We start from the raw sequence: 19,472 nt of genomic DNA, 5'->3' as shown, positions 1-19,472 counted from the left end.
GTGTTATGCGCCATGACGGAAACGGCGATGCGTTCCTCCTGCCTGTCCGCGCAAGGCCGGCTGCTTTCCCCGAACGACCTCGAAGCGGCCGTGAACGAGCTGACGGGATCGCCATGCCGCACAATTCAGACCGTTCCGGGAGGAAATCTCACGGCATTGGTGGAATCCGTCCCGGGAGCAGGGCCTTCGGCGCGCCAGGTGCGGAGCGCCGTCATCGACGCCTGCGGCGCGGTGGTGGAGACGGTGGCGTTCGTCGACCCGGGATCGCTGACGGGCGACCGGGCGGAACTCGTGAACCGTTACCGCCGTGGTCTGCTGCCGGTCCGTGACGTCGACACACTGGCCGCCCCGCCCGTCCCGCTGGACACCGCATTGGATACCGAGCGTCCCGGCTCGCAAATCGCGGGAAGGACGCACGCCCAGGTCCTCCCGCCCCAGGCTCCCGCGATGGAGGAGATCGCCGGTGCCGCGGCCGACCTGCTCGGCGTCCGCCCGGAGGATCTCGACCACGGCGAGGACCTCATCGCGCTGGGGCTCGACTCCGTCCGCATCATGCAGCTCGCCAACGACTGGCTGCGCCAAGGTCTGGACGTCAAGTTCACCGACCTCGTGGAGGCGCCGACGATCGAGTCATGGCACGCACTGCTCCAGTCGTGCGGCGCCGTCACTCTGCCCCGATCCAAGCCCGAACCGGTCGATCGCGACGCCCCCTTCGCTCTCACTCCGCTCCAGCACGCCTACTGGTTCGGCCGCCGCGACCGCCAGGTGCTCGGCGGCGTCGGCTGCCACTTCTACATCGAGTTCGACGGACTCGCCATCGACCGCGCCGCCCTTGAGCGCGCCGCCCGCGCCCTCTTCGAGCGGCACGACCTGCTGCGCGCCCGCTTCCTCGACGACGGCACCCAGCAGGTTCTGCCGCACAGCCCTTGGCCGGGCCTGACCGTCCACGACCTGAGCACGGCCGAGGACGCCGAAGAGGCCCTGCTCAGGACGCGCGAGAGGCTCTCGCACCGGCGTCTGGACGTCGAGCGCGGCGAAGTGCTCGACCTGACGCTCTCACTGCTGCCCGGCGGCGCCTACCGCCTGCACGTCAACATCGACCTGCTCGTCGCCGACGTCCGCAGCATCCAGATCGTCCTGGAGGACCTGGGCGCCCTCTATCGCGGCGAGGACGCCGAACTGCCCCCGCTGACCTACTCCTTCCGCGAATACCTCGCCGAGCGGGAACCGCTGCGGGCGAAGGACCACGAGGCCGGCCGCCGGTACTGGGCCGAACGCCTGCCCGAGCTGCCTCCCGGCCCGCCGCTGCCGCTGGCCGTCGATCCGGAGAGGGTGGAGCAGGTCCGGGTGGTGCGCCGCGACCGCGGGCTCACCGCCGGGGAACGGGACCGGTTGGCCGAGCGCGCCCGCGCGCACGGCGTCACGCTGCCGATGGTCATGGCCGCCGCGCTGGCCGAGGTCGTCGGCCTGTGGAGCGGCGCGCCGCGCTTCGTGCTCAACGTCCCGCTGTTCGACCGCCAGGCGATCCACCCGGATGTGGAGCACATGGTCGCCGACTTCTCCAACCTCGTCCTGCTGGAGGTGGACCTGTCGCGGCCGCGGACGTTCGCGGAGCGCGTCGCGGCGCTGCAGGCGCGCTTCCAACGCGACGCGGCGCACTCGGCCTACTCCGGTGTCGAGGTGCTCCGCGACCTCAACCGGGGCGGCCGCCACGACCAGGTGACCGCGCCGGTGGTGTTCACCAGCGCGCTCGGCATGGGCGACCTCGTCGGCGCGGACGTGCAGCGGAGCCTCGGCCGGCTGGGCTCGATGCTGTCCCAGACGCCGCAGGTGTGGATCGACCACCAGGTGGTCGAGATCGACGGCGGGCTGCTGATCAACTGGGACGCCGTCGAGGAGCTGTTCCCGCCGGGCGTGCTGGACGGCATGGCCGACGCTCACAACCGGCTGCTGGACTGGCTGCTGGAGGACGACTGGGACGCCGCCGTACCACCGCTGGTACCGGCCGCCCAACTCGCCGTCCGCGAAACGGTCAACGACACCGCCGCGCCACTCCCCGAAGGCACTCTGCACGAACGGTTCTTCGAGCTGGCTCGCCGCGCCCCTGCCCGTCCCGCCGTGCACCACGCCGCCGGGCCCGCCATCAGCTACGGCGAACTCGCCGACCAGGCGCTACGCGTCGCGGGCTTCCTCTATCGAAATGGCGTCCGCCCGGGCGATGCGGTGGCGGTGTGCCTGCCCAAGGGCCCCGGACAGATAGCCGCGGTCCTCGGCGTACTGGCCGCCGGGGCGATGTACGTCCCGGTCGGCGTGGACCAGCCGCCCGCGCGGCGGGAGCAGATCGTCCGCCGCGCCGACGCCCGGTTCACGCTGACCCTGACACCCGACGAACTCCCCGGCGTCCCGCCGCTGGACGCCCCCGTCGACGTCGACCCGGAGAGCAGCGCCTATGTGATCTTCACGTCAGGGTCCACGGGCGAGCCGAAGGGCGTCGAGGTCAGCCATCGCGCCGCCCTCAACACCGTGCTGGACGTCAACGCCCGCTTCGGCATCACCGGCGACGACCGCGTCCTGGCCGTGTCGGCGCTGGACTTCGACCTGTCCGTCTGGGACGTCTTCGGCCTGCTGTCAGCCGGGGCCGCGCTGGTAATGATCAACGAGGACGAGCGGCGCGACGCCGCCCAGTGGGCGCGGCTGGTCAACGACCATCAGGTGACGGTGTGGAACACCGTCCCCGCGCTGCTGGACATGCTGCTGATCGCGGCCGATGACCCGCTCCCCTCACTGCGGCTGGCCCTGGTGTCCGGCGACTGGGTCCCGCTGGACCTGTCCGCCCGCCTGGAGCACGCCGCGCCGCGATGTCGGCTCATCGCACTCGGCGGTGCCACCGAAGCCGCCATCTGGTCCAACTACTGTCCGGTGCCACCCCGGATTCCCTCCGAATGGGTCTCCGTCCCTTACGGCAGGCCCCTGACCAACCAATGTTTCCGCGTCGTGGACCCGCAAGGCCGCGACTGCCCGGACTGGGGACGCGGAGAACTGTGGATCGGCGGAGCCGGAGTCGCCAGGGGCTACCGGGGCGACCCCGACACCACAGCCGCCAAATTCGTCGAGCACGACGGAGTCCGCTGGTACCGCACCGGTGACATGGGGCGTTACTGGCCGGATGGCACATTGGAGTTCCTCGGCCGCATCGACCACCAGGTCAAAATCCGCGGCCACCGCATCGAACTCGGCGAGATCGAAGCGGCGCTGCTCTCCCATCCCCAGGTCGAACGGGCGATGGCCACCACCGTCGAAAGCGCCGCCCAGCAATTGGCGGCGGTCATCGTCCCGACCGGCGATCGGCGCCGACCCGATGAGGACGATCTGCGCGCGCACCTCGCCCAACACCTGCCGCCCTACATGGTCCCCGAGCACATCGCGCAACTCCCCGCTCTCCCCCTCACCGCGAACGGCAAGGTCGACCGCGCCGCAGTCCGGACGATTCTCGGCGGAGAGCTGGCCGGACGTGCGGAACGTTTCGAGCCTCCTCGTCCCGGTATCGAAAGCGTCATGGCCGCGATCTGGACCGAGGTGCTGAACGTACCGGCGGTGGGCCGTGACCAGAACTTCTTCGCGCTCGGCGGCGACAGCCTCCTGGCCACCCGTCTCATCCTCCGCCTGCGCGCCGCCGGAGTCGCGGGCGCCGAGCTGACGAACCTGTTCGACAACCCCGAACTGGCCGCCTTCGCCCAGACCGCACGACTCGGAGAGGAGGAGGCCCCCGAGGCGTCCGTCCTGCGGGCCGACCCGGAACACCGGTACGAGCCGTTCCCGCCCACCGAGGTGCAGCGCGCCTACTGGTTCGGCCGCACCGACGACTTCGCGCTCGGCGGCGTCGGCTGCCACTTCTACACCGAATACGACTTCGACGGCCTCGACCTGCCCCGTTTCGGCGCGGCGTGGAACCGGCTGATCGAACGGCACGAGATGCTGCGCGCGGTCTTCCAGCCCGACGGCGCGCAGCGCATCCTCCCCACGGCGCCGGAGCTGACCATCCCGGTCACGGAGGCGGGCGACGGCGCCGCCGACCAGGCCCTCGCCGAGCTGCGGGAGTCGATGTCGCACCAGCTCATCGACGTCACCCGGTGGCCGTTGTTCGACGTGCGGGCCGTGCGGTACGGCGAGGGCCGCGTCCGGATCGGCGTCAGCTTCGACAACATCGTCTTCGACGCGCTCAGCATCATGACCCTGCTGCGCGAGCTCGACGCCGTCTACCACGACCCGGACGCCGAACTGCCGCCGACCGGGCCGTCCTTCCGCGACTACGTGCTCACCGTCCATCCCGACCCGAAGGCGCGGCGGGACGCCGAGGAGTACTGGTCGAGCAGAGTCGCGGAACTGCCGCCCGCGCCCCAGCTTCCGCTGGCGAACGACCCGGCCGGCCTCGGCCGCCCGCGCTTCACCCGCCGGCAGATCCGCGTCCCCGCCGAGCAGTGGCGGACCGTCAAGGACACCGCCCGGCGGCACGGCCTCACCCTCTCGACCGTCCTCGCGACGGCGTTCGCCGACGCGCTCGGCGCGTGGAGCGCCCGCCGCGACATGACGATCAACCTCACCCTCTTCGACCGGCGCCAGGTGCACCCTGACATCGACACCGTCCTGGGCGACTTCACCTCGCTGCTGCTGGTCGCCTACGAGCCGGGCGAGACGTGGCTGGACAGCGCCCGCCGGCTCCAGCGCCGGGTGGCGCGCGACCTCGACCACAGCGACGTGTCCGCGCTGTGGGTGATGCGCGAGCTGGCCAAGCGGACCGGCTCGTCCGACGTCGCCATGCCGGTCGTGTTCACCAGCACGCTCGGCGTCGCGGGCGAGGACGGCGCCCTGACCGGCACGCTCTTCGCCGACCCGGTCTGGGGCGTGTCGCAGACGCCGCAGGTGTGGATCGACCACCAGGTGGTCGAGGTCGACGGCGGGCTGGTCGTCAACTGGGACGCGGTCGAGGACCTGTTCCCGCCGGGCGTCCTGGACGCCATGACCGACGGGTACGGCCGGCTGCTGGAATGGCTGCTGGAATCCGACTGGGACACGGCCGCGCCGTCGCTGGTCCCCGCGTCGCAGCTCGCGGTGCGGGCGGCGGCCAACGACACGGCGGCGCCGGTTCCCGAGGGCACGCTGCACGGTCGCTTCTTCGAACGGGCGCGCCGTGATCCGTCCCGCGCGGCGATCCACCCGGGCATCTCCTACGGCGAGCTGGCCGGACGGGCGCTGCGCGCGGCGGGCTTCCTGCGCGAGCACGGTGTCCGCCCGGGCGAGGCGGTGGCGGTGTCGCTGCCGAAGGGCCCCGACCAGGTCGCTGCGGTGCTGGGCGTTCTGGCGGCCGGGGCGCTCTACGTGCCGATCGGCGTCGACCAGCCCGAGGCCCGGCGCGAGCAGATCATGCGCCGCGCCGACGCGCGCCTGCTGCTGACCGAGCTGCCCGAGGGCGAGCCGTTGGACGCTCCGGTGGAGGTGAAGCCGGACGCGAGCGCGTATGTGATCTTCACGTCCGGGTCCACGGGCGAGCCGAAGGGCGTGGAGGTCTCCCACCGCGCGGCGCTGAACACGGTGCTCGACGTCAACGCCCGCTTCGGCGTCGGCGAGGACGACCGGGTGCTGGCGGTGTCCGCCCTGGACTTCGACCTGTCGGTATGGGACGTGTTCGGGACGCTGTCCGCCGGCGGGTCACTGGTGACGGTGGACGAGGACGACCGCCGCGACGCCGCCCGATGGGCGCGCCTGGTCGCCGAGCACCGCGTGACGGTGTGGAACACGGTGCCCGCGCTGCTGGACATGCTGCTGGTGGCCGAACGCGGGCAGGTGGGCTCGCTGCGGCTGGCGATGGTGTCGGGCGACTGGGTCCCGCTGGACATGTCGGCCCGGCTCGCGCGGGTCGCGCCGGAGTGCGGGCTGATCGCGCTCGGCGGCGCGACCGAGGCCGCGATCTGGTCCAACTACTGCCCGGTGCCCGCCGAGGTGCCGCCGGAATGGGTGTCGGTGCCTTACGGCCGTCCCCTGGCCAACCAGTGCTTCCGGGTCGTCGACTCACTGGGCCGCGACTGCCCCGACTGGGCTCCGGGAGAGCTGTGGATCGGCGGCGCGGGAGTGGCAGAAGGGTATCGGGGCGACCCGGACACCACCCGCGCCAAGTTCGTCGAGCACGAGGGGATGCGGTGGTACCGCACCGGCGACATGGGCCGCTACTGGCCGGACGGAACCCTGGAGTTCCTGGGCCGGGTCGACCACCAGGTCAAGGTCCGCGGCCACCGCATCGAACTCGGCGAGATCGAGGCGGCGCTGCTGTCCCACCCGGACGTGAAGCGCGCGGTGGCGACCACGGTCGGCGGCGCCGCCCGCGGGCTGGCCGCGCTCGTCGTCCCGGCCGGTGACCTGGACGCCGACGACCTCCGCGACCGGCTGGCCGAGCGGCTCCCGCCGTACATGATCCCCGAACCGGTCGTCCAGGTCCCCGACCTCCCCCTCACCCCGAACGGAAAGGTCGACCGGAACGCCCTCCACCGCCTGGTCGAGGAGCACGGCGACGGCCAGGTCGAGGACGCCCCGCCCACCGGCCCGGTCGAGGAGGCCCTCGCCCGGATCTGGGAGGCGCTGCTCGACGTCCCCGGCGTGGGCAGGCATCAGAACTTCGTGACCCTCGGCGGCGACAGCGTGCTGGCCACCCGCCTGGCCGAGGAGATCAGGATCGAGTTCGGCGTCGAGCTCCCCCTGCGAACGCTGTTCGCCGAGCCGACCATCGCCGAGCACGCGGCCCTGGTCGAGCGGCACCACCACGACGGAGCCTTCGACGACGGAGCCTTCGAGGAGGGCACGATATGACGGCTGGTCAGCTCATCGCCGAACTGGCCCGCGAGGGCGTGCGCCTGTGGGAGGAGGCGGGCCGGCTGCGGTTCCGCGCCCCCGAGGGCGTCCTCACCGAGGAGCGGCGCGCGCAGCTCGCCGCCCGCAAGGACGAACTGCTGGACCACCTGAGCCGGTCGGCCACGCCGGAGCTGGCGCCCGAGCCCGGCGCCCGGCACGAGCCGTTCCCCCTCACCGACGTGCAGGCCGCCTACCTGCTCGGCCGGGGCGACGCCTTCGACTACGGCGGAACCGCCTGCCAGGTCTACGCGGAGCTCGCCTTCGCGGACCTGGACGCGCGGCGCATGGAGGACGCCTGGAACCGGCTCGTCGAGCGGCACGACATGCTGCGCTGCACCGTCCACATGGAGGGCTACCAGGTCACCGCCCCCGAGACGCCCCGGTACGGGATCGAGGTCGCCGATCTGCGCGGCCGCTCCCCCGCCGAGGTCGACGCGCATGTCGCCGCCACCAGGAGCGCCATGGACGGCCGCCGCTACGACCCCGCCGTGTGGCCGCTGTTCGACGTGCGGATCACCCGGACCGGCGACCGCGACCTCCTGCACGTCTCCATCGACTTCCTCATCGCCGACTACCTGAGCATCCAGCTCCTGCTCACCGAGTTGAAGCGCCTCTACCTCGACCCGGGCGCGGAACTGCCGCCGCTGGAGATCACCTTCCGCGACTACGTGGCGGCGGCCCGGGGCCTGCGCGACGGCGCCGCCTACGAGCGCGACCGGCACTACTGGGAGGACCGGCTGGACGACCTGCCCGGCGCCCCCGAACTGCCGCTGCGCGAGGACCGGGAGGTCCAGGCGACCGGCTCCTTCACCCGTCACGCGGTCCGCTTCTCCCCCGAGCGATGGAGCGGGCTGCGTGAACGGGCGGCGGCGCACGGCGTCACCCCCTCGACCGCCGTGCTCGCCGCCTTCGCCGAGGTCGTCGGCCGCTGGAGCCGCCAGCCGGCGTTCTGCCTCAACCTCACGCTGCTCAACCGGCACCCGCTCCACCCGCAGGTGGGTTCGCTCGTCGGCGACTTCACCACCGTCAGCCTGCTTGAGGTGGACGGCGCCGGAGACGGCTTCGCCGGCCGCGCCGCCGGGCTCCAGCGGCGGCTCTGGAACGACCTCGACCACCGGCTCTACTCGGGCGTGGAACTGATGCGCGAGATGGCCCGCCGCCAAGGCAGGCGGACCGCCCTGTATCCGGTCGTCTTCACCAGCACGGTCGGGCTCAGTGACGAGAACGAGGGCATGCGCGGCCTGGCCGAGGTGGTGCACGGCGGGAGCCGGACGCCCCAGGTGTGGATCGACTGCCAGGCCCTCGTCGAGAACGGCGTCCTGGAGGTCAGGGCCGACGTGCGCGACGGCGTCTTCCCCGCCGGGCTGATCGAGGACCTGTTCGGCGCTCTGCGCACGCTGCTCCTCGACCTGGCCGCGTCCGACTCCGCGTGGACGTCGCCCGCGCCGGTCGGGCTGCCCGCCGCGCAGGCCGAGCGGCGCGACCGCGCCAACGCGACGGCCGCGCCCCGTCCCGAAGGGCTGCTCCACGAGCCCGTCGTCGCCCAGGCGGCGGCCACGCCGGACGCGCCCGCCGTCATCACCGCAGAGCGCACACTCACCTACGGCGAACTGCTCGCGCGCGCCACGGCCGTGGCCGAGAGCCTGGCGGGGGCGGGCGACGCGCCCGTCGCGGTGCTCATGGAGAAGGGCTGGGAGCAGGTCGTCGCCGTGCTCGGCACGATGCTGGCCGGCGCCGCCTACCTGCCCGTGGACGCCGGGCAGCCGCCCGCCCGGCGTGACCGCATCATGGCCGACGCCGGGGTGACCACAGCGCTGACGCAATCCTGGATCGGAGAGCGTCCGCCCGGGGTGCGCTGCGTGGACGTCGACACGACGCCGCCCTCCACCGGCCCCGTTCCCTCCAGCCGTGCCCGCCCCGGCGATCTCGCCTACGTCATCTACACGTCCGGCTCCACCGGCGAGCCCAAGGGCGTGATGATCTCCCACGAGGCGGCGCTCAACACGGTGGCCGACATCAACGGCCGCTTCTCGGTCACCGCGGCCGACCGGGTGCTCGGCCTCGCAAGCCTTGGCTTCGACCTTTCCGTCTACGACATCTTCGGCCTCTTGGCCGTGGGCGGGGCGCTGGTGCTGCCCGGCCCGCAGGAGCGCGGCGACCCGGCCCGCTGGGCGCGGCTCATCGCCGAGCACGGGGTCACGCTGTGGAACTCCGTCCCCGCGCAACTCCAGATGCTGGCCCACTACCTGGACGCCGGCCCCGAGACCGACCTCCGAACGCTCAGGCTGGCCCTGCTCAGCGGCGACTGGATCCCGATCACGCTCCCCTCGGCCGTCCGCGCGCGGCTGCCCGAGATCGAGCTGGTCAGCCTCGGCGGCGCGACCGAGGCGTCGATCTGGTCGATCTACCACCCGATCGGCGACCTCTCGCCGGACTGGACGAGCGTCCCGTACGGGAAACCGCTGGCCAACCAGACCTTCCACGTCCTGGACCGGGCGATGCGGCCATGCCCGGACTGGGTGGCGGGCGAGCTCTACATCGGCGGCGCCGGGGTGGCGCTGGGATATCTGGGCGACGAGGCGAAGACGGCGCAGCGGTTCGTCCGGCATCCGGAGACCGGCGAGCGCCTCTACCGCACCGGGGACCTCGGCCGCTACCGCGAGGACGGGGTGATCGAGTTCCTCGGCCGCGAGGACCGGCAGGTCAAGATCCGCGGCCACCGCATCGAGCTCGCGGAGGTCGAGGCCGCCGTCCAGGAGCATCCGGCGGTCGCCGCCGCCCACGTGCTGGTCGACGGCGACGGGCTGGAGCGCCGCCTCGCCGCCTTCGCCGAGCCCGCCCGCGACCGGTCGGACGAGCCTACGGAAGAACTGGCCGACGAACTGCGCACGGCGGGATCCCGCGCCGGCGACGCGCACACCGCGCACCTCGATCGCGACGAACTCATGGAGTTCATGACCCGCCTGGACAGGGCCGCGGTCATTGGCATCATGCGCGCCCTCGTGCGGCAGGGGCTGTTCGGCGCCCCCGGCGAGACCGCCACCACCGACGAGGTCATCGAGACCATCGGCGCGGCACCCCGGCACCACCGGCTGGTGCGCCGCTGGCTGCGCGTCCTGGAGAACGAGGGGTTCCTGGAACGGGACGGGAACGTCCGCCGCGCGGTGCGCACCGCGAGCGGGCACGACCTCGACGCCGCCTGGGAGTCGGTCGCCGAGCTGCAACGCGAGGACAGCTACCCCGCCGCCCTGATCGACTACTTCAGGACCAGCACCGACCACCTGCCCGAGCTGGTCCGCGACGAGCTGGACCCGCTGCCGCTGCTCTTCCCCGAGGGCCGCCTGGAGATCTCCGAGGCGGCCTACCGGGAGAACGTCATCAGCCGCTACGTCAACCACGCCGCCATCGAGATGCTGCGCCGCATCGCCGGACGGCACGACGGCGGCCTGCGGGTGCTGGAGGTCGGCGCGGGCGTCGGCGGCATCAGCGCGCAGCTGATCCCGGCGCTCGCGGAGTACGACGTCGACTACCTGTTCACCGACGTCTCGCCGTTCTTCCTCAACGAGGCCCGCGAGCGCTTCGGCGACAAGCCCTGGGTGCGGTACGGGCTGTTCGACATCAACGAGGACTTCCGAGGGCAGGGGTACAAGCCCAACGACTTCGAGGTCATCGTCTGCGTGAACGTCCTGCACAACTCCCGCCACGCGGGCCGGGTGCTCGACCGGCTGACGCAGATGCTGCGGCCCGGCGGCTGGCTGGTGTTCGTCGAGACCACCGAGGACAGCTACCAGATCATGACCTCGATGGAGTTCATGATGCCGGAGAAGGACCCGCGCAAATGGGACTACGAGGACTCCCGCAAGGGCCTCGACCAGACCTTCCTCGGCCGCGGGCAGTGGGAGGAGCTGCTGCTCGACGCGGGCGCCGACACGACCGTGTGCCTCCCCGGCCCGGAGGACGTGACGGCCCCGCTCGGGCAGCACGTCTTCGCCGCGCGGTTCAAGGCGGACCGGCGGCCGCTGGACGTCGCCGCGCTGGCCGGGCACCTGGCCGGACGGCTGCCCGAGTACATGATCCCGGCGCATCTCCAGGTCGTCGACGAGCTGCCGCTGACCCGCAACGGCAAGGTCGACACGGCCGCGCTGCGCTCCTGGCTGCCGCACGCCGCCGCGAGCCGCGCCTCGGCGGGCGGTCCGCCCCGCGACGACCTGGAACGGGAGCTGGCCGCCATCTGGGCCGAGGTGCTCGGCGTCGCCGAGCCCAACCGCGACGACGACTTCTTCGACCTCGGCGGGGACAGCCTCGTGGTCGCCAAGCTGGCCGCCACGCTCCGCGCGCGCGTGCCCGCCGCCGAGGAGGCGCTCTGGGACGACCTGGTCCGCCAGATCCTCCACCGGCCGACGGTGGCCGCGCTCGCCGAAGCGCTGCGCGAGGGCGGCGACCGCGACGGAGCCGCCGAGCGCGCCGTCGCATCGCCGCTCGTCCCACTCGGCGGCGAATCCGACCGCGGCGGGCCGTTGCGCGTCCTCGTCCACGAGGGCAGCGGCACGCTCGCCCCCTACCGGGCGCTGTCGCGGCTGCTGGCGGGCAAGGGCGGCGCGCTGGCCGGGCTCGCGATCACCGACGTGGAGTCCTACCTGGCCGAGGATCCGCGGGGCCTGATCGAACGCCGGGCCGCGAACTACACCCGCGCGCTGCTCGACACCGGCGCCGACGCCTTCCACGTGGTCGGCTACTGCATGGGCGGCCTGCTGGCCACCGAGATCGCCAGGCAGCTCACCGAGGCGGGTTCCGAGGTCGCGACCCTCACCGTGATCAGCAGCTACACGCTGCCCCGGATCATCGAGGACGAGCTGGTCGTGGAGTACGTCTTCGCCAAGGTCATGGGCGCCGACCCGGCCGAAGCGGGCTATCCCGGAGACGAGCGGACGATGTCCGAGGTCTTCGAGCTGCTGCTCCGCGAAGACCAGGACAGGGTGCCCGCCGGGCGCGTCACAACGCTCACCGGCGACCTGGCGCCCATCGCCGACGTCTTCCGCGCCCAGGCGAGGCGCCCGCAGGACGAACGGCTGGCCGCCATCGGCCGCGCCGCGAGCCGCCACGCGGACTCCGACGCCGACGTCGAACGGCAGGTCGCGGCCTTCTACCAGGTGGTGCGGCACAGCCTGCGCGCGGTCGGCGCCCACGCGCCGGAGCCGTACGCCGGTGACATCACGTTCCTGCGCCAGCTCGGCGACACGCGCTTCCTGCCGTGGCTGCGCGACGACATGACCGGCTTCTGGCGCGAGCTGTGCCTGGGCGAGCTGAGGGTGGCCGACATCCCCGGCGACCACTTCAGCTGCCTGCGTCCGCCGCACGTGGACGAGGTCGCCGCCCTGCTGACCCAGGGATGGGAGCGGTCATGACCGTCGGCGTGATCGGATGCTACGGCGCGGTGGGCCGCGCGCTCGTGCGCCGCCTGCGGGGGCGGCTGCGCCTGGGCGGCAGGGACCTGACGCAGGTGCGGAAGCCGGCCCGGCCCGGCGACGAGGTCGTCCAGGTGGACATCGACGACGCCGCCCGGCTGGCGGAGTTCTGCGCCGGCTGCGACGTGGTGGTGAACTGCGCGGGCCCTTCGGCGAGCATCGGCGACACGGTGGCCCAGGCCGCGCTGAGGGCGGGGGCCCACTACGTGGACGTGGCCGGAGACCACCTCGGCCGTCCCGGCCTCGCGGCGCTCGCCCGGGGACGCGCGGCGGTGCTGGCCGCGGGGATGATGCCCGGCCTGTCCGCGCTGCTGCCCCGCGCGCTGGCGGAGCGGGTCGAGCGGCCCTCCCGGCTGGTCGCGCACGTCGGCGGCCTCGACCGCTTCACCAGGGCCGCCGCGCTCGACTACGTCGCCTCCCTGCACGGCGAGGACGCCGCTCCGCTGGCCGCGTGGCACGCCCACGGTCCGCTGCGCGGCGCGCTGCGTCCGGCGGAGAACGTCGTCCTGCCCCACTTTCCGGGACGTGTCAGCGCCTACCCCTACCTGAGCGCGGAGACGCGGCGGCTGGCTCGGACGCTGGAGCTCGCCGAGGTCGAATGGTGGGGCGTGTTCGACGGCGAGCGGACACTCCGCGCGCTGTCCGGAGCCAGGGACAGGGAGGTCGAACAGGCCGCCGAGGACCTCGAACTGGCGGCCCGCCTCGACGCCCTCGGCCGCCGCCCGTACTTCCAGCTCGTCTTCGACATGGACGGGAGGGTCCTCGTCGTCCGCGCCGCCGACGGTTACGAGCTGACCGCCGCGCTCGCGGCCACGACCACGCGGGCGGTGGCGGCGGGCCGGGTGCCCCCGGGCGCCCACGACGCCTCCGACGTGCTGGTCCCGGCCGCCGTGCTCAAGGAGCTGCGCGACGACCCGGCCGTGGAGGTCACCGAACTGTCGCGCGCGCCCGTCGAGGAGGGGGTGCTGTGAGTACCGGCACGCACGGGGATCGGCGCCCGCGCGCACTGGTGTGCGGGACGGGCTTCGGGCGGGTGCACCTGGCCGCTCTCACCGCGCCCGACCCGGCCTTCGAGCTCGCCGGCATCCTGGCCAAGGGCGGCGAGCGCTCCAAGGCATGCGCGAACGAGGCGGGCGTCCCCCTCTTCACCCGGGTCGGGGACGTGCCCGACGACATCGACCTGGCCTGCGTCGTCCTGCTCGGCGAGGTCAACGGAGGCCCCGGCAGCGCGGTGGCGGCCGAGCTGATGGATCGCGGCGTGCACGTCCTGCAAGAGGGACCGCTGCTGCGCGACGAGCTCGTCGCCGCTCTGCGCGCCGCCCGCCGGAACCGGGTCGTCTACCACGTGAACAGCCACTACGTGCACCTTCCTCCGGTGCGGCGCTTCATCGCCGCCGCCCGCGCGCTGCGACCGCTGTACGTCGAGGCCGCCTGCGGCGTGCAGGTCTCCTACCACCTGTTCGACATCCTGGGCCGCGCGCTGGGCGGCCTTCGCCCCTTCGACCTGCCGCCCCCCACGGGACGCGGTCCGTTCCGGACGATCGACGGCACGCTGGCCGGCATCCCGTTCACGCTGCGGGTGCAGAACCAGTTGCATCCGGCGGACCCCGACAACCACGCCCACCTGCTGCATCGCGTCACCATCGGCGCCGAAGGCGGCACGCTCACGCTGGCCGAGACCCACGGCCCGGTGCTGTGGTCGCCCCGTCCGCACCTGCCCGCCGAGGCGAGACGGACGACCCGGCTCGCCGACGCCGCGGACCCCGGGCTCGACCTGCCCGCCACCAGCGCGATCGGCCCCGCCGCTCCCCCGACCTATCGGGAGGTCCTCGCGTCCATGTGGCCGGAGGGCGCTCATCGCGCGATGACGCGCACATGGAGAGCCGTGAGTGAGGGCAGTGATCCATTGCGTGAGGGCCAGTACTACCTGACCGTGAGCGCGGTGTGGCAGGCGATGGCCACTAGCCTCGGCTACCCCGAGCGCCTGTCCGGACCGCCGCACCGTCCGATGCCCGCCGACGAGCTGATCGCCGCCGCGAGAACGGAGTTGGAGGAATCACCGACATGACCGTCCGGCAACGGGAACGGTGGCTGCGTCCGCTGCGCGTCCAGGACGTGCCCCGCCTGCGCATCGTCTGCTTCCCCCACGCGGGTGGCGCCGCAGGCTTCTTCAGAACGTGGGGCGCGCGCCTCCCCGACGGCGTCGAGTTGTACGGCGTCCAGTACCCGGGGCGCCAGGACCGGCTGCGCGACCCGCACGCCCGGACCATGGACGAGCTCGCCGAGCCGACCGCCGACGCCCTCGCGTCGCTGGGCGAGGCGCCGGTCGCCCTGTTCGGGCACAGCATGGGCGCCGCGGTGGCGCACGAGACGGCCCGGCGGCTGGAGGGCTTGCTCGGGCGTCCGCTGGCGGGGCTTGTCGTGTCCGGACGCCCTGCTCCCGACCGGCTCCGTCCCACCGAGGTGCACCTCGGCGGCGAACCGGCGCTCGTGGCCGACCTCCGCAGGCTGGGCGGCACCAGCGACGAGGTCCTGGACGATCCGGCGCTGCGCGAGCTGGTCCTGCCGACGCTCGCCGCCGACTACCGGCTGATCGAGACCTACCGGCCGGCGGAACCCGCCCCGATCCGCACGCCGGTGTTCGCGTGCGTCTCCACCGCCGACCCCGAGGTGGACCGCGACGAGGCCGCCGGATGGGAGCGCCACACCACGGGCCGGTTCCGGCTGCGGGTGTTCGCCGGCGACCACTTCTACCTGATCCCGCAGGAGGACGAGCTGGTCGAGCAGGTGCTGCAGTTCTGCGGCATGCCCGGCCGCTGGCCCTCCACCCCCTGAACCCCATCACGATCACCAACGGAAGGGAGCCCCTGATGAGCATCGAGAACGAGCTGCGCGAGCTGGAGGAGAAGGGCTGGGCGGCCATCTCGGTCGGCGACGGCGACTTCTACCGCGGTCTGGTCACCGACCGCACGGTCTGCGTCGAGCCCGACGGCCTGCAGACCGGCCGCGAACTGGCCGACGACATCGAGGCCAACAAGTCGCCGTTCGACGACTACACGCTCGACGACGTGAAGGTGCTGCCCCTGGGCGACGGGTCGGCGCTGATCACCTACCGGGCCACGATCCGGCTCACCGAGGCGGACTTCTCCTTCGAGCTCTACATGACGAGCGTCTACGAGCGCGGCGGCGACGGCGGCTGGAAACTCGTCTTCCACCAGCAGACCCCGGTGAAGCAAGACGGCTGACGAGTCCAGGCGGCAAAGGGGCCGCCCACATCGGGAGGTAGCGCTGATGCGCGAAGAGGGAGTCGAGGTCGAGCGCCTCCGCAAGGTCTTCGGCAAGAAGACCGCCTTGGAGGAGGTGTCGTTCACGGTCGAGCCGGGGGCCGTGGTCGGGCTGCTCGGCCCCAACGGCGCTGGCAAGACCACGACGGTGAACTGCCTGAGCACGCTTCTGCCGCTGGACGGCGGCCGGGCCTCGGTGGCGGGGCACGACGTGGCCGGCGATCCGGCGGGCGTCCGCGCCTCGATCGCGCTGACCGGGCAGTTCGCCGCCGTCGACGACATGCTGACCGGACGGCAGAACCTCGTCCTGTTCGGCCGGCTGCTCAAGCTGGACCGCCGCGCCGCCGCCGCGCGGGCCGCCGAGCTGCTGGACGGGTTCCGGCTGAGCGACGCCGCCGACCAGCCCGTCAAGTCCTACTCCGGCGGCATGCGGCGGCGCCTGGACCTCGCGGCGGGCCTGGTGGTCAAGCGGCCCGTCCTCTTCCTCGACGAGCCGACCACCGGGCTCGACCCGGTCGGCCGCCAGGAGATGTGGGACATGGTCGACGGCCTGCGCGCGGACGGCGTCACGCTGCTCCTGACCACCCAGTACCTGGAGGAGGCGGACCGGCTGGCCGACCGGATCGTGGTCATCGACCACGGCCGGGTGATCGCGCAGGGCACCCCCGGCGAGCTGAAGAACCAGGTCGGCGGGCAGGTGTGCGAGGTGCGCGCCGAGCCGCGCGAGCGGACGCTGCGGGTGCTGCGGGAGCGGTTCGGCGACGTGGCGGAGTCCGGCGGCGGCGTGGTCACCGTCCGCGGCGCCGACCCCGGCACGCTGACGGACGTCGTCACGGTCCTGCGCGAGGCGGGGATCACGGCCGACGACATTCGGCTGCGGCGTCCCACGCTCGACGAGGTGTTCTTCACACTGACCGGCGCCGGGGCCGGCCGGGAGCACGAGGAGGTCGGCTGATGGCCACTGGCACGGAGGCGGGGCCGGTCAACCTCTTCGGGCAGGGACTCCTGCTGGCGGGGCGCAACCTCCGGCTCAACTCGAAGGCCGACACCATCAGCACGATGGTGGTGTTCCCGATCGTCTTCGTCTTCGGGTTCCTGGCGCTCTTCCAGAACCTGCTGCGGACGCGCGGCGTCGACTACGCCCAGTTCCTGCCTCCGGCGATCGTCGTGCAGTGGATGTTCTCGGTGGCCATCACCGCCGCCTTCTTCTTCGCGTCCGACCGCCGGAACGGCATGCTGGCCCGCTACCGGTCGCTGCCGATCAGCCGAGGCGCGGTGGTGGTGGGCCGGGTCGCCGCCGACAGCGTCCGGGCGCTGCTCGCCGTCGCGGTGATCATCGCGGCCGGGTACGCGGCGGGCTTCCGGTTCCAGGCCGGACCGGCGGCGTCCCTCGGGTTCGTGGTGCTGTCGGTGGGCTTCGCGCTCACGGTCTCGGCGGGCACGAGCGCGGTCGGGCTCGTCTCCCGCGATCCCGAGGCCGTCTCGTCGACGCTGCACGTCGTCTACCTGCCGCTGCTGATGGTGTCCTCGGCGTTCGTGCCCGCCGACGCCTTCCCCGGCTGGATCGAGCCGTTCGTGCGGCACCAGCCGGTGAGCGTCGTGCTCGACGCCCTGCGGGCGCTCGCGGACGGCGGCCCGACGGCCGGGCCGGTGCTGAAGGCGATCGCGTGGCTGGCGGGACTGCTGGCGGTCTTCTCGGCCGCGGCGGTCCAGGCGTTCAGGAGGGCGGCATGAGCGTCATCACCGAGACGGGTCTGCTGGCGGGCCGCAACCTGCGGCGCTTCGCCAAGAGCACGCAGCTCGTCGCCGACTCGCTGCTGTTCCCGCTGATCCTGCTCTTCCTCATGCTGCTGGTCTTCGGCGAGCTGGTCGACGATGCGTCCGGCGGCCGCTACATCGACCGGCTCGCCCCGGCCATCGTGCTGTTCAGCGCCGCCTACGGCGCGGTCGGCACCGGCCTCGGGTTCTTCACCGACCTGCGCGGCGGCATCGTCGACCGGTTCAGGGCCATGAACATCAGCCGGCTGTCCGTGCTGGGCGGCCGGATCGTCAGCGACCTGGTGCGGGTCCTGCTGGTCGCGGCGGTCACCACGGGCGTCGCGCACGCGGTCGGGTTCCGCTTCACGCGGGGGCCGCTGGCCGCGCTCGGGTTCTTCGCGGTCGTCGTCCTCTTCGCGTGGATCTTCCTGTGGCTCGCGGTCGTGGTGGCGATGTCGGCCAAGAGCGAGCAGGCGGTCAGCGGAGCCCTCAGCAGCCCCGTCACGCTGCTGCTGTTCCTGTCGTCGGGCTTCGTGCCGGTCGACCAGTTCGCCGCGTGGCTGCGGCCCGTGGTGCGCGCCAATCCGCTGTCGCTCGCGACCGACGCGCTGGTCGGGCTTTCCAGCGGCGGGGAGATATTGCGGCCGACGCTTTTCACCGCCGCCTGGGCGGTGGCCGCGACGGTGATATTGGTGCCGCTCGCCGTGCGCCTCTACAGATGAATTCGCCGGGCCTGCGCGCAGGCCCGGCGAATTCGGTCAGCCGCGTCGCCTGAATTCGAGGAGGCGGTACTCGATATGCCCTTCTTCCGCGGCGCATTTCGCGGCGCGCAGCAGTGCGGGCCGCCAGCCGTGCTCGGCCGCCAGCGCGTGCACGCGCCGCTCGTCGCCGAGATCGGTGAAGCCCAGCAGCAGCCTGCCGCGGGGCTCCAGGTGCGCGGCGGCGCCGCGGAAGAAGTCGGCGTGCGCCGCGTAGCCGGAGTCGAAGAAGGCCCGCTCCAGGGCGTCGGCGGGCCGTCCCTCGACGAAGTTGGAGTTCCAGTAGATGACGTCGAACCTGTCGTCGCCGGTCAGCGGCTCGAACATGTCGCCGCAGGCCACCCGGACCACGGGTCCGACGCCGTGCCGCTCGGCGTTCAGCCGGGTGTTCTCGGCGGCCGCCTCGCTGACGTCCAGCGCCGTCACCGAGGCGCAGCCGCGCAGCGCCGCCAGCACCGAGACGTATCCCGTGCCGCTGCCGACCTCGCAGAAGGAACCGTGCGCGGGGTAGGGCAGCCATTCGGCGTACAGCGCCGACGACTGCGACAGATGGGGGGCGTAGACGCCGGGCAGGAGATCCCATTCCATGCCGAGCAGCCGGAATGTTCGGGGAGTGACGATTTCTCGGTGGCGGGCGATGAGAGCATGTGCGACTTGGTGCATGTCGCCGATTATAGGGAAAAGTGTCCAGAAGGCCACCGAATGAGGAGATGAAAAGAATGCCGACCCAGTTGCCGACCGATCCGCTGCGGCAGTTCACGCGGTGGCGGGACGAATGGCGAGCGGATGACGCGCAGACGCCCGACTCCGCCGTGCTCGCCACGGCCGACCACCATGGCCGCCCCTCGGCCCGCTGGGTGGACGTGGCCTACGTCGACCACGGCTTCGTCTACTTCACCAACCACGCCAGCCGCAAGGCCGCGGACGTCGCCGTCAACCCGGCCGCCGCGCTCTGCTTCGGCTGGCTCGCCAAGGGGCGGCAGGTCAGGGCCGAGGGCCCGGTCAGCCGGCTGGACGAGGTCGAGTCCGACGCCTACTTCGCCACCCTGCCCCGCTCCCTCCAACTGCTGGCCTGGAGCAGCGACCAGTCCGCCGAGATCGACGACCGGCAGGTCGTCCGTGCGCGCTTCGACGCCGAACGCGCGCGCTTCGACGGCCAGGAGGTGCCGCGTCCCGGCCACTGGGGCGGCTACCGGCTCACCCCGGAGGAGATGGAGTTCTGGCAGCGCCGGGCCGACGAGATCCAGGACCGGGTGCGCTACCGCCGCCGGGAGGACGGCTGGCAGGCGGTCCGGGTGGCGCCGTGA

General features: G+C 72.8%; 11 protein-coding genes. 10 read left to right on the top strand and 1 reads right to left on the bottom strand.

What is annotated here, in order from left to right:
- The first annotated feature begins 198 nt into the window (after positions 1 to 198).
- The 9 genes from FXF68_RS35495 to FXF68_RS35455 are packed head-to-tail and all read left to right on the top strand — an operon-like array spanning position 199 to position 18,129.
- Entirely contained in the window at positions 199 to 6,858 is a 6,660-nt protein-coding gene (locus FXF68_RS35495) for a non-ribosomal peptide synthetase (RefSeq protein WP_246179117.1), read from the top strand.
- Entirely contained in the window at positions 6,855 to 12,305 is a 5,451-nt protein-coding gene (locus FXF68_RS35490) for a non-ribosomal peptide synthetase (RefSeq protein WP_148767197.1), read from the top strand. The genes FXF68_RS35495 and FXF68_RS35490 overlap by 4 nt, the downstream gene beginning before the upstream one ends.
- Complete coding sequence (locus FXF68_RS44245; protein ID WP_246179116.1) at positions 12,302 to 13,336, top strand: saccharopine dehydrogenase NADP-binding domain-containing protein; 1,035 nt, start codon at positions 12,302 to 12,304, stop codon at positions 13,334 to 13,336. Before FXF68_RS35490 ends, FXF68_RS44245 begins: the two co-directional genes overlap by 4 nt.
- On the top strand, positions 13,333 to 14,433 hold the full coding sequence (locus FXF68_RS35480) for a Gfo/Idh/MocA family oxidoreductase (protein WP_246179115.1): 1,101 nt from the start codon (positions 13,333 to 13,335) through the stop codon (positions 14,431 to 14,433). The genes FXF68_RS44245 and FXF68_RS35480 overlap by 4 nt, the downstream gene beginning before the upstream one ends.
- Positions 14,430 to 15,200 (top strand): thioesterase II family protein, encoded by a 771-nt coding sequence (locus FXF68_RS35475; protein ID WP_148767191.1) that lies wholly within the window; start codon positions 14,430 to 14,432, stop codon positions 15,198 to 15,200. Before FXF68_RS35480 ends, FXF68_RS35475 begins: the two co-directional genes overlap by 4 nt.
- A 35-nt stretch (positions 15,201 to 15,235) precedes the next feature.
- Entirely contained in the window at positions 15,236 to 15,610 is a 375-nt protein-coding gene (locus FXF68_RS35470) for a nuclear transport factor 2 family protein (protein WP_148767189.1), read from the top strand.
- Between the two features lie 46 nt (positions 15,611 to 15,656).
- The gene (locus tag FXF68_RS35465) at positions 15,657 to 16,604 is read left to right on the top strand and encodes an ATP-binding cassette domain-containing protein (protein WP_148767187.1); all 948 of its coding nucleotides are present in this window, start codon (positions 15,657 to 15,659) and stop codon (positions 16,602 to 16,604) included.
- Positions 16,604 to 17,383: an ABC transporter permease gene (locus tag FXF68_RS35460; protein WP_148767185.1), complete on the top strand. Its 780-nt coding sequence runs from the start codon at positions 16,604 to 16,606 to the stop codon at positions 17,381 to 17,383. The genes FXF68_RS35465 and FXF68_RS35460 overlap by 1 nt, the downstream gene beginning before the upstream one ends.
- On the top strand, positions 17,380 to 18,129 hold the full coding sequence (locus FXF68_RS35455; protein ID WP_148767183.1) for an ABC transporter permease: 750 nt from the start codon (positions 17,380 to 17,382) through the stop codon (positions 18,127 to 18,129). Before FXF68_RS35460 ends, FXF68_RS35455 begins: the two co-directional genes overlap by 4 nt.
- Positions 18,130 to 18,165: 36 nt before the next feature.
- On the opposite strand, the gene FXF68_RS35450 is transcribed toward FXF68_RS35455, so the two are convergent.
- Positions 18,166 to 18,828, bottom strand: a complete 663-nt coding sequence (locus FXF68_RS35450; protein WP_148767181.1) for a methyltransferase — start codon at positions 18,826 to 18,828, stop codon at positions 18,166 to 18,168.
- A 56-nt stretch (positions 18,829 to 18,884) separates the two neighbouring features.
- Here FXF68_RS35450 and pdxH point away from each other — a divergent pair, with 56 nt between their 5' ends.
- The gene (gene pdxH, locus FXF68_RS35445) at positions 18,885 to 19,472 is read left to right on the top strand and encodes a pyridoxamine 5'-phosphate oxidase (protein WP_246179114.1); all 588 of its coding nucleotides are present in this window, start codon (positions 18,885 to 18,887) and stop codon (positions 19,470 to 19,472) included.

This window comes from Actinomadura decatromicini, from assembly GCF_008121305.1.
GTDB lineage: Bacteria > Actinomycetota > Actinomycetes > Streptosporangiales > Streptosporangiaceae > Spirillospora > Spirillospora syzygii.
The sequence above is the reverse complement of the archived record's forward strand: the minus strand, read 5'-3'. Positions and strand labels throughout refer to the sequence as shown.

Coding starts and splice junctions, on each gene's coding strand:
- FXF68_RS35490 (WP_148767197.1), top strand. CDS start 6,855: ATGACGGCTGGTCAGCTCATCGCCGAACTGGCCCGCGAGGGCGTGCGC.
- FXF68_RS44245 (WP_246179116.1), top strand. CDS start 12,302: ATGACCGTCGGCGTGATCGGATGCTACGGCGCGGTGGGCCGCGCGCTC.
- FXF68_RS35475 (WP_148767191.1), top strand. CDS start 14,430: ATGACCGTCCGGCAACGGGAACGGTGGCTGCGTCCGCTGCGCGTCCAG.
- FXF68_RS35470 (WP_148767189.1), top strand. CDS start 15,236: ATGAGCATCGAGAACGAGCTGCGCGAGCTGGAGGAGAAGGGCTGGGCG.
- FXF68_RS35465 (WP_148767187.1), top strand. CDS start 15,657: ATGCGCGAAGAGGGAGTCGAGGTCGAGCGCCTCCGCAAGGTCTTCGGC.
- FXF68_RS35460 (WP_148767185.1), top strand. CDS start 16,604: ATGGCCACTGGCACGGAGGCGGGGCCGGTCAACCTCTTCGGGCAGGGA.
- FXF68_RS35455 (WP_148767183.1), top strand. CDS start 17,380: ATGAGCGTCATCACCGAGACGGGTCTGCTGGCGGGCCGCAACCTGCGG.
- FXF68_RS35450 (WP_148767181.1), bottom strand. CDS start 18,828: ATGCACCAAGTCGCACATGCTCTCATCGCCCGCCACCGAGAAATCGTC.
- pdxH (WP_246179114.1), top strand. CDS start 18,885: ATGCCGACCCAGTTGCCGACCGATCCGCTGCGGCAGTTCACGCGGTGG.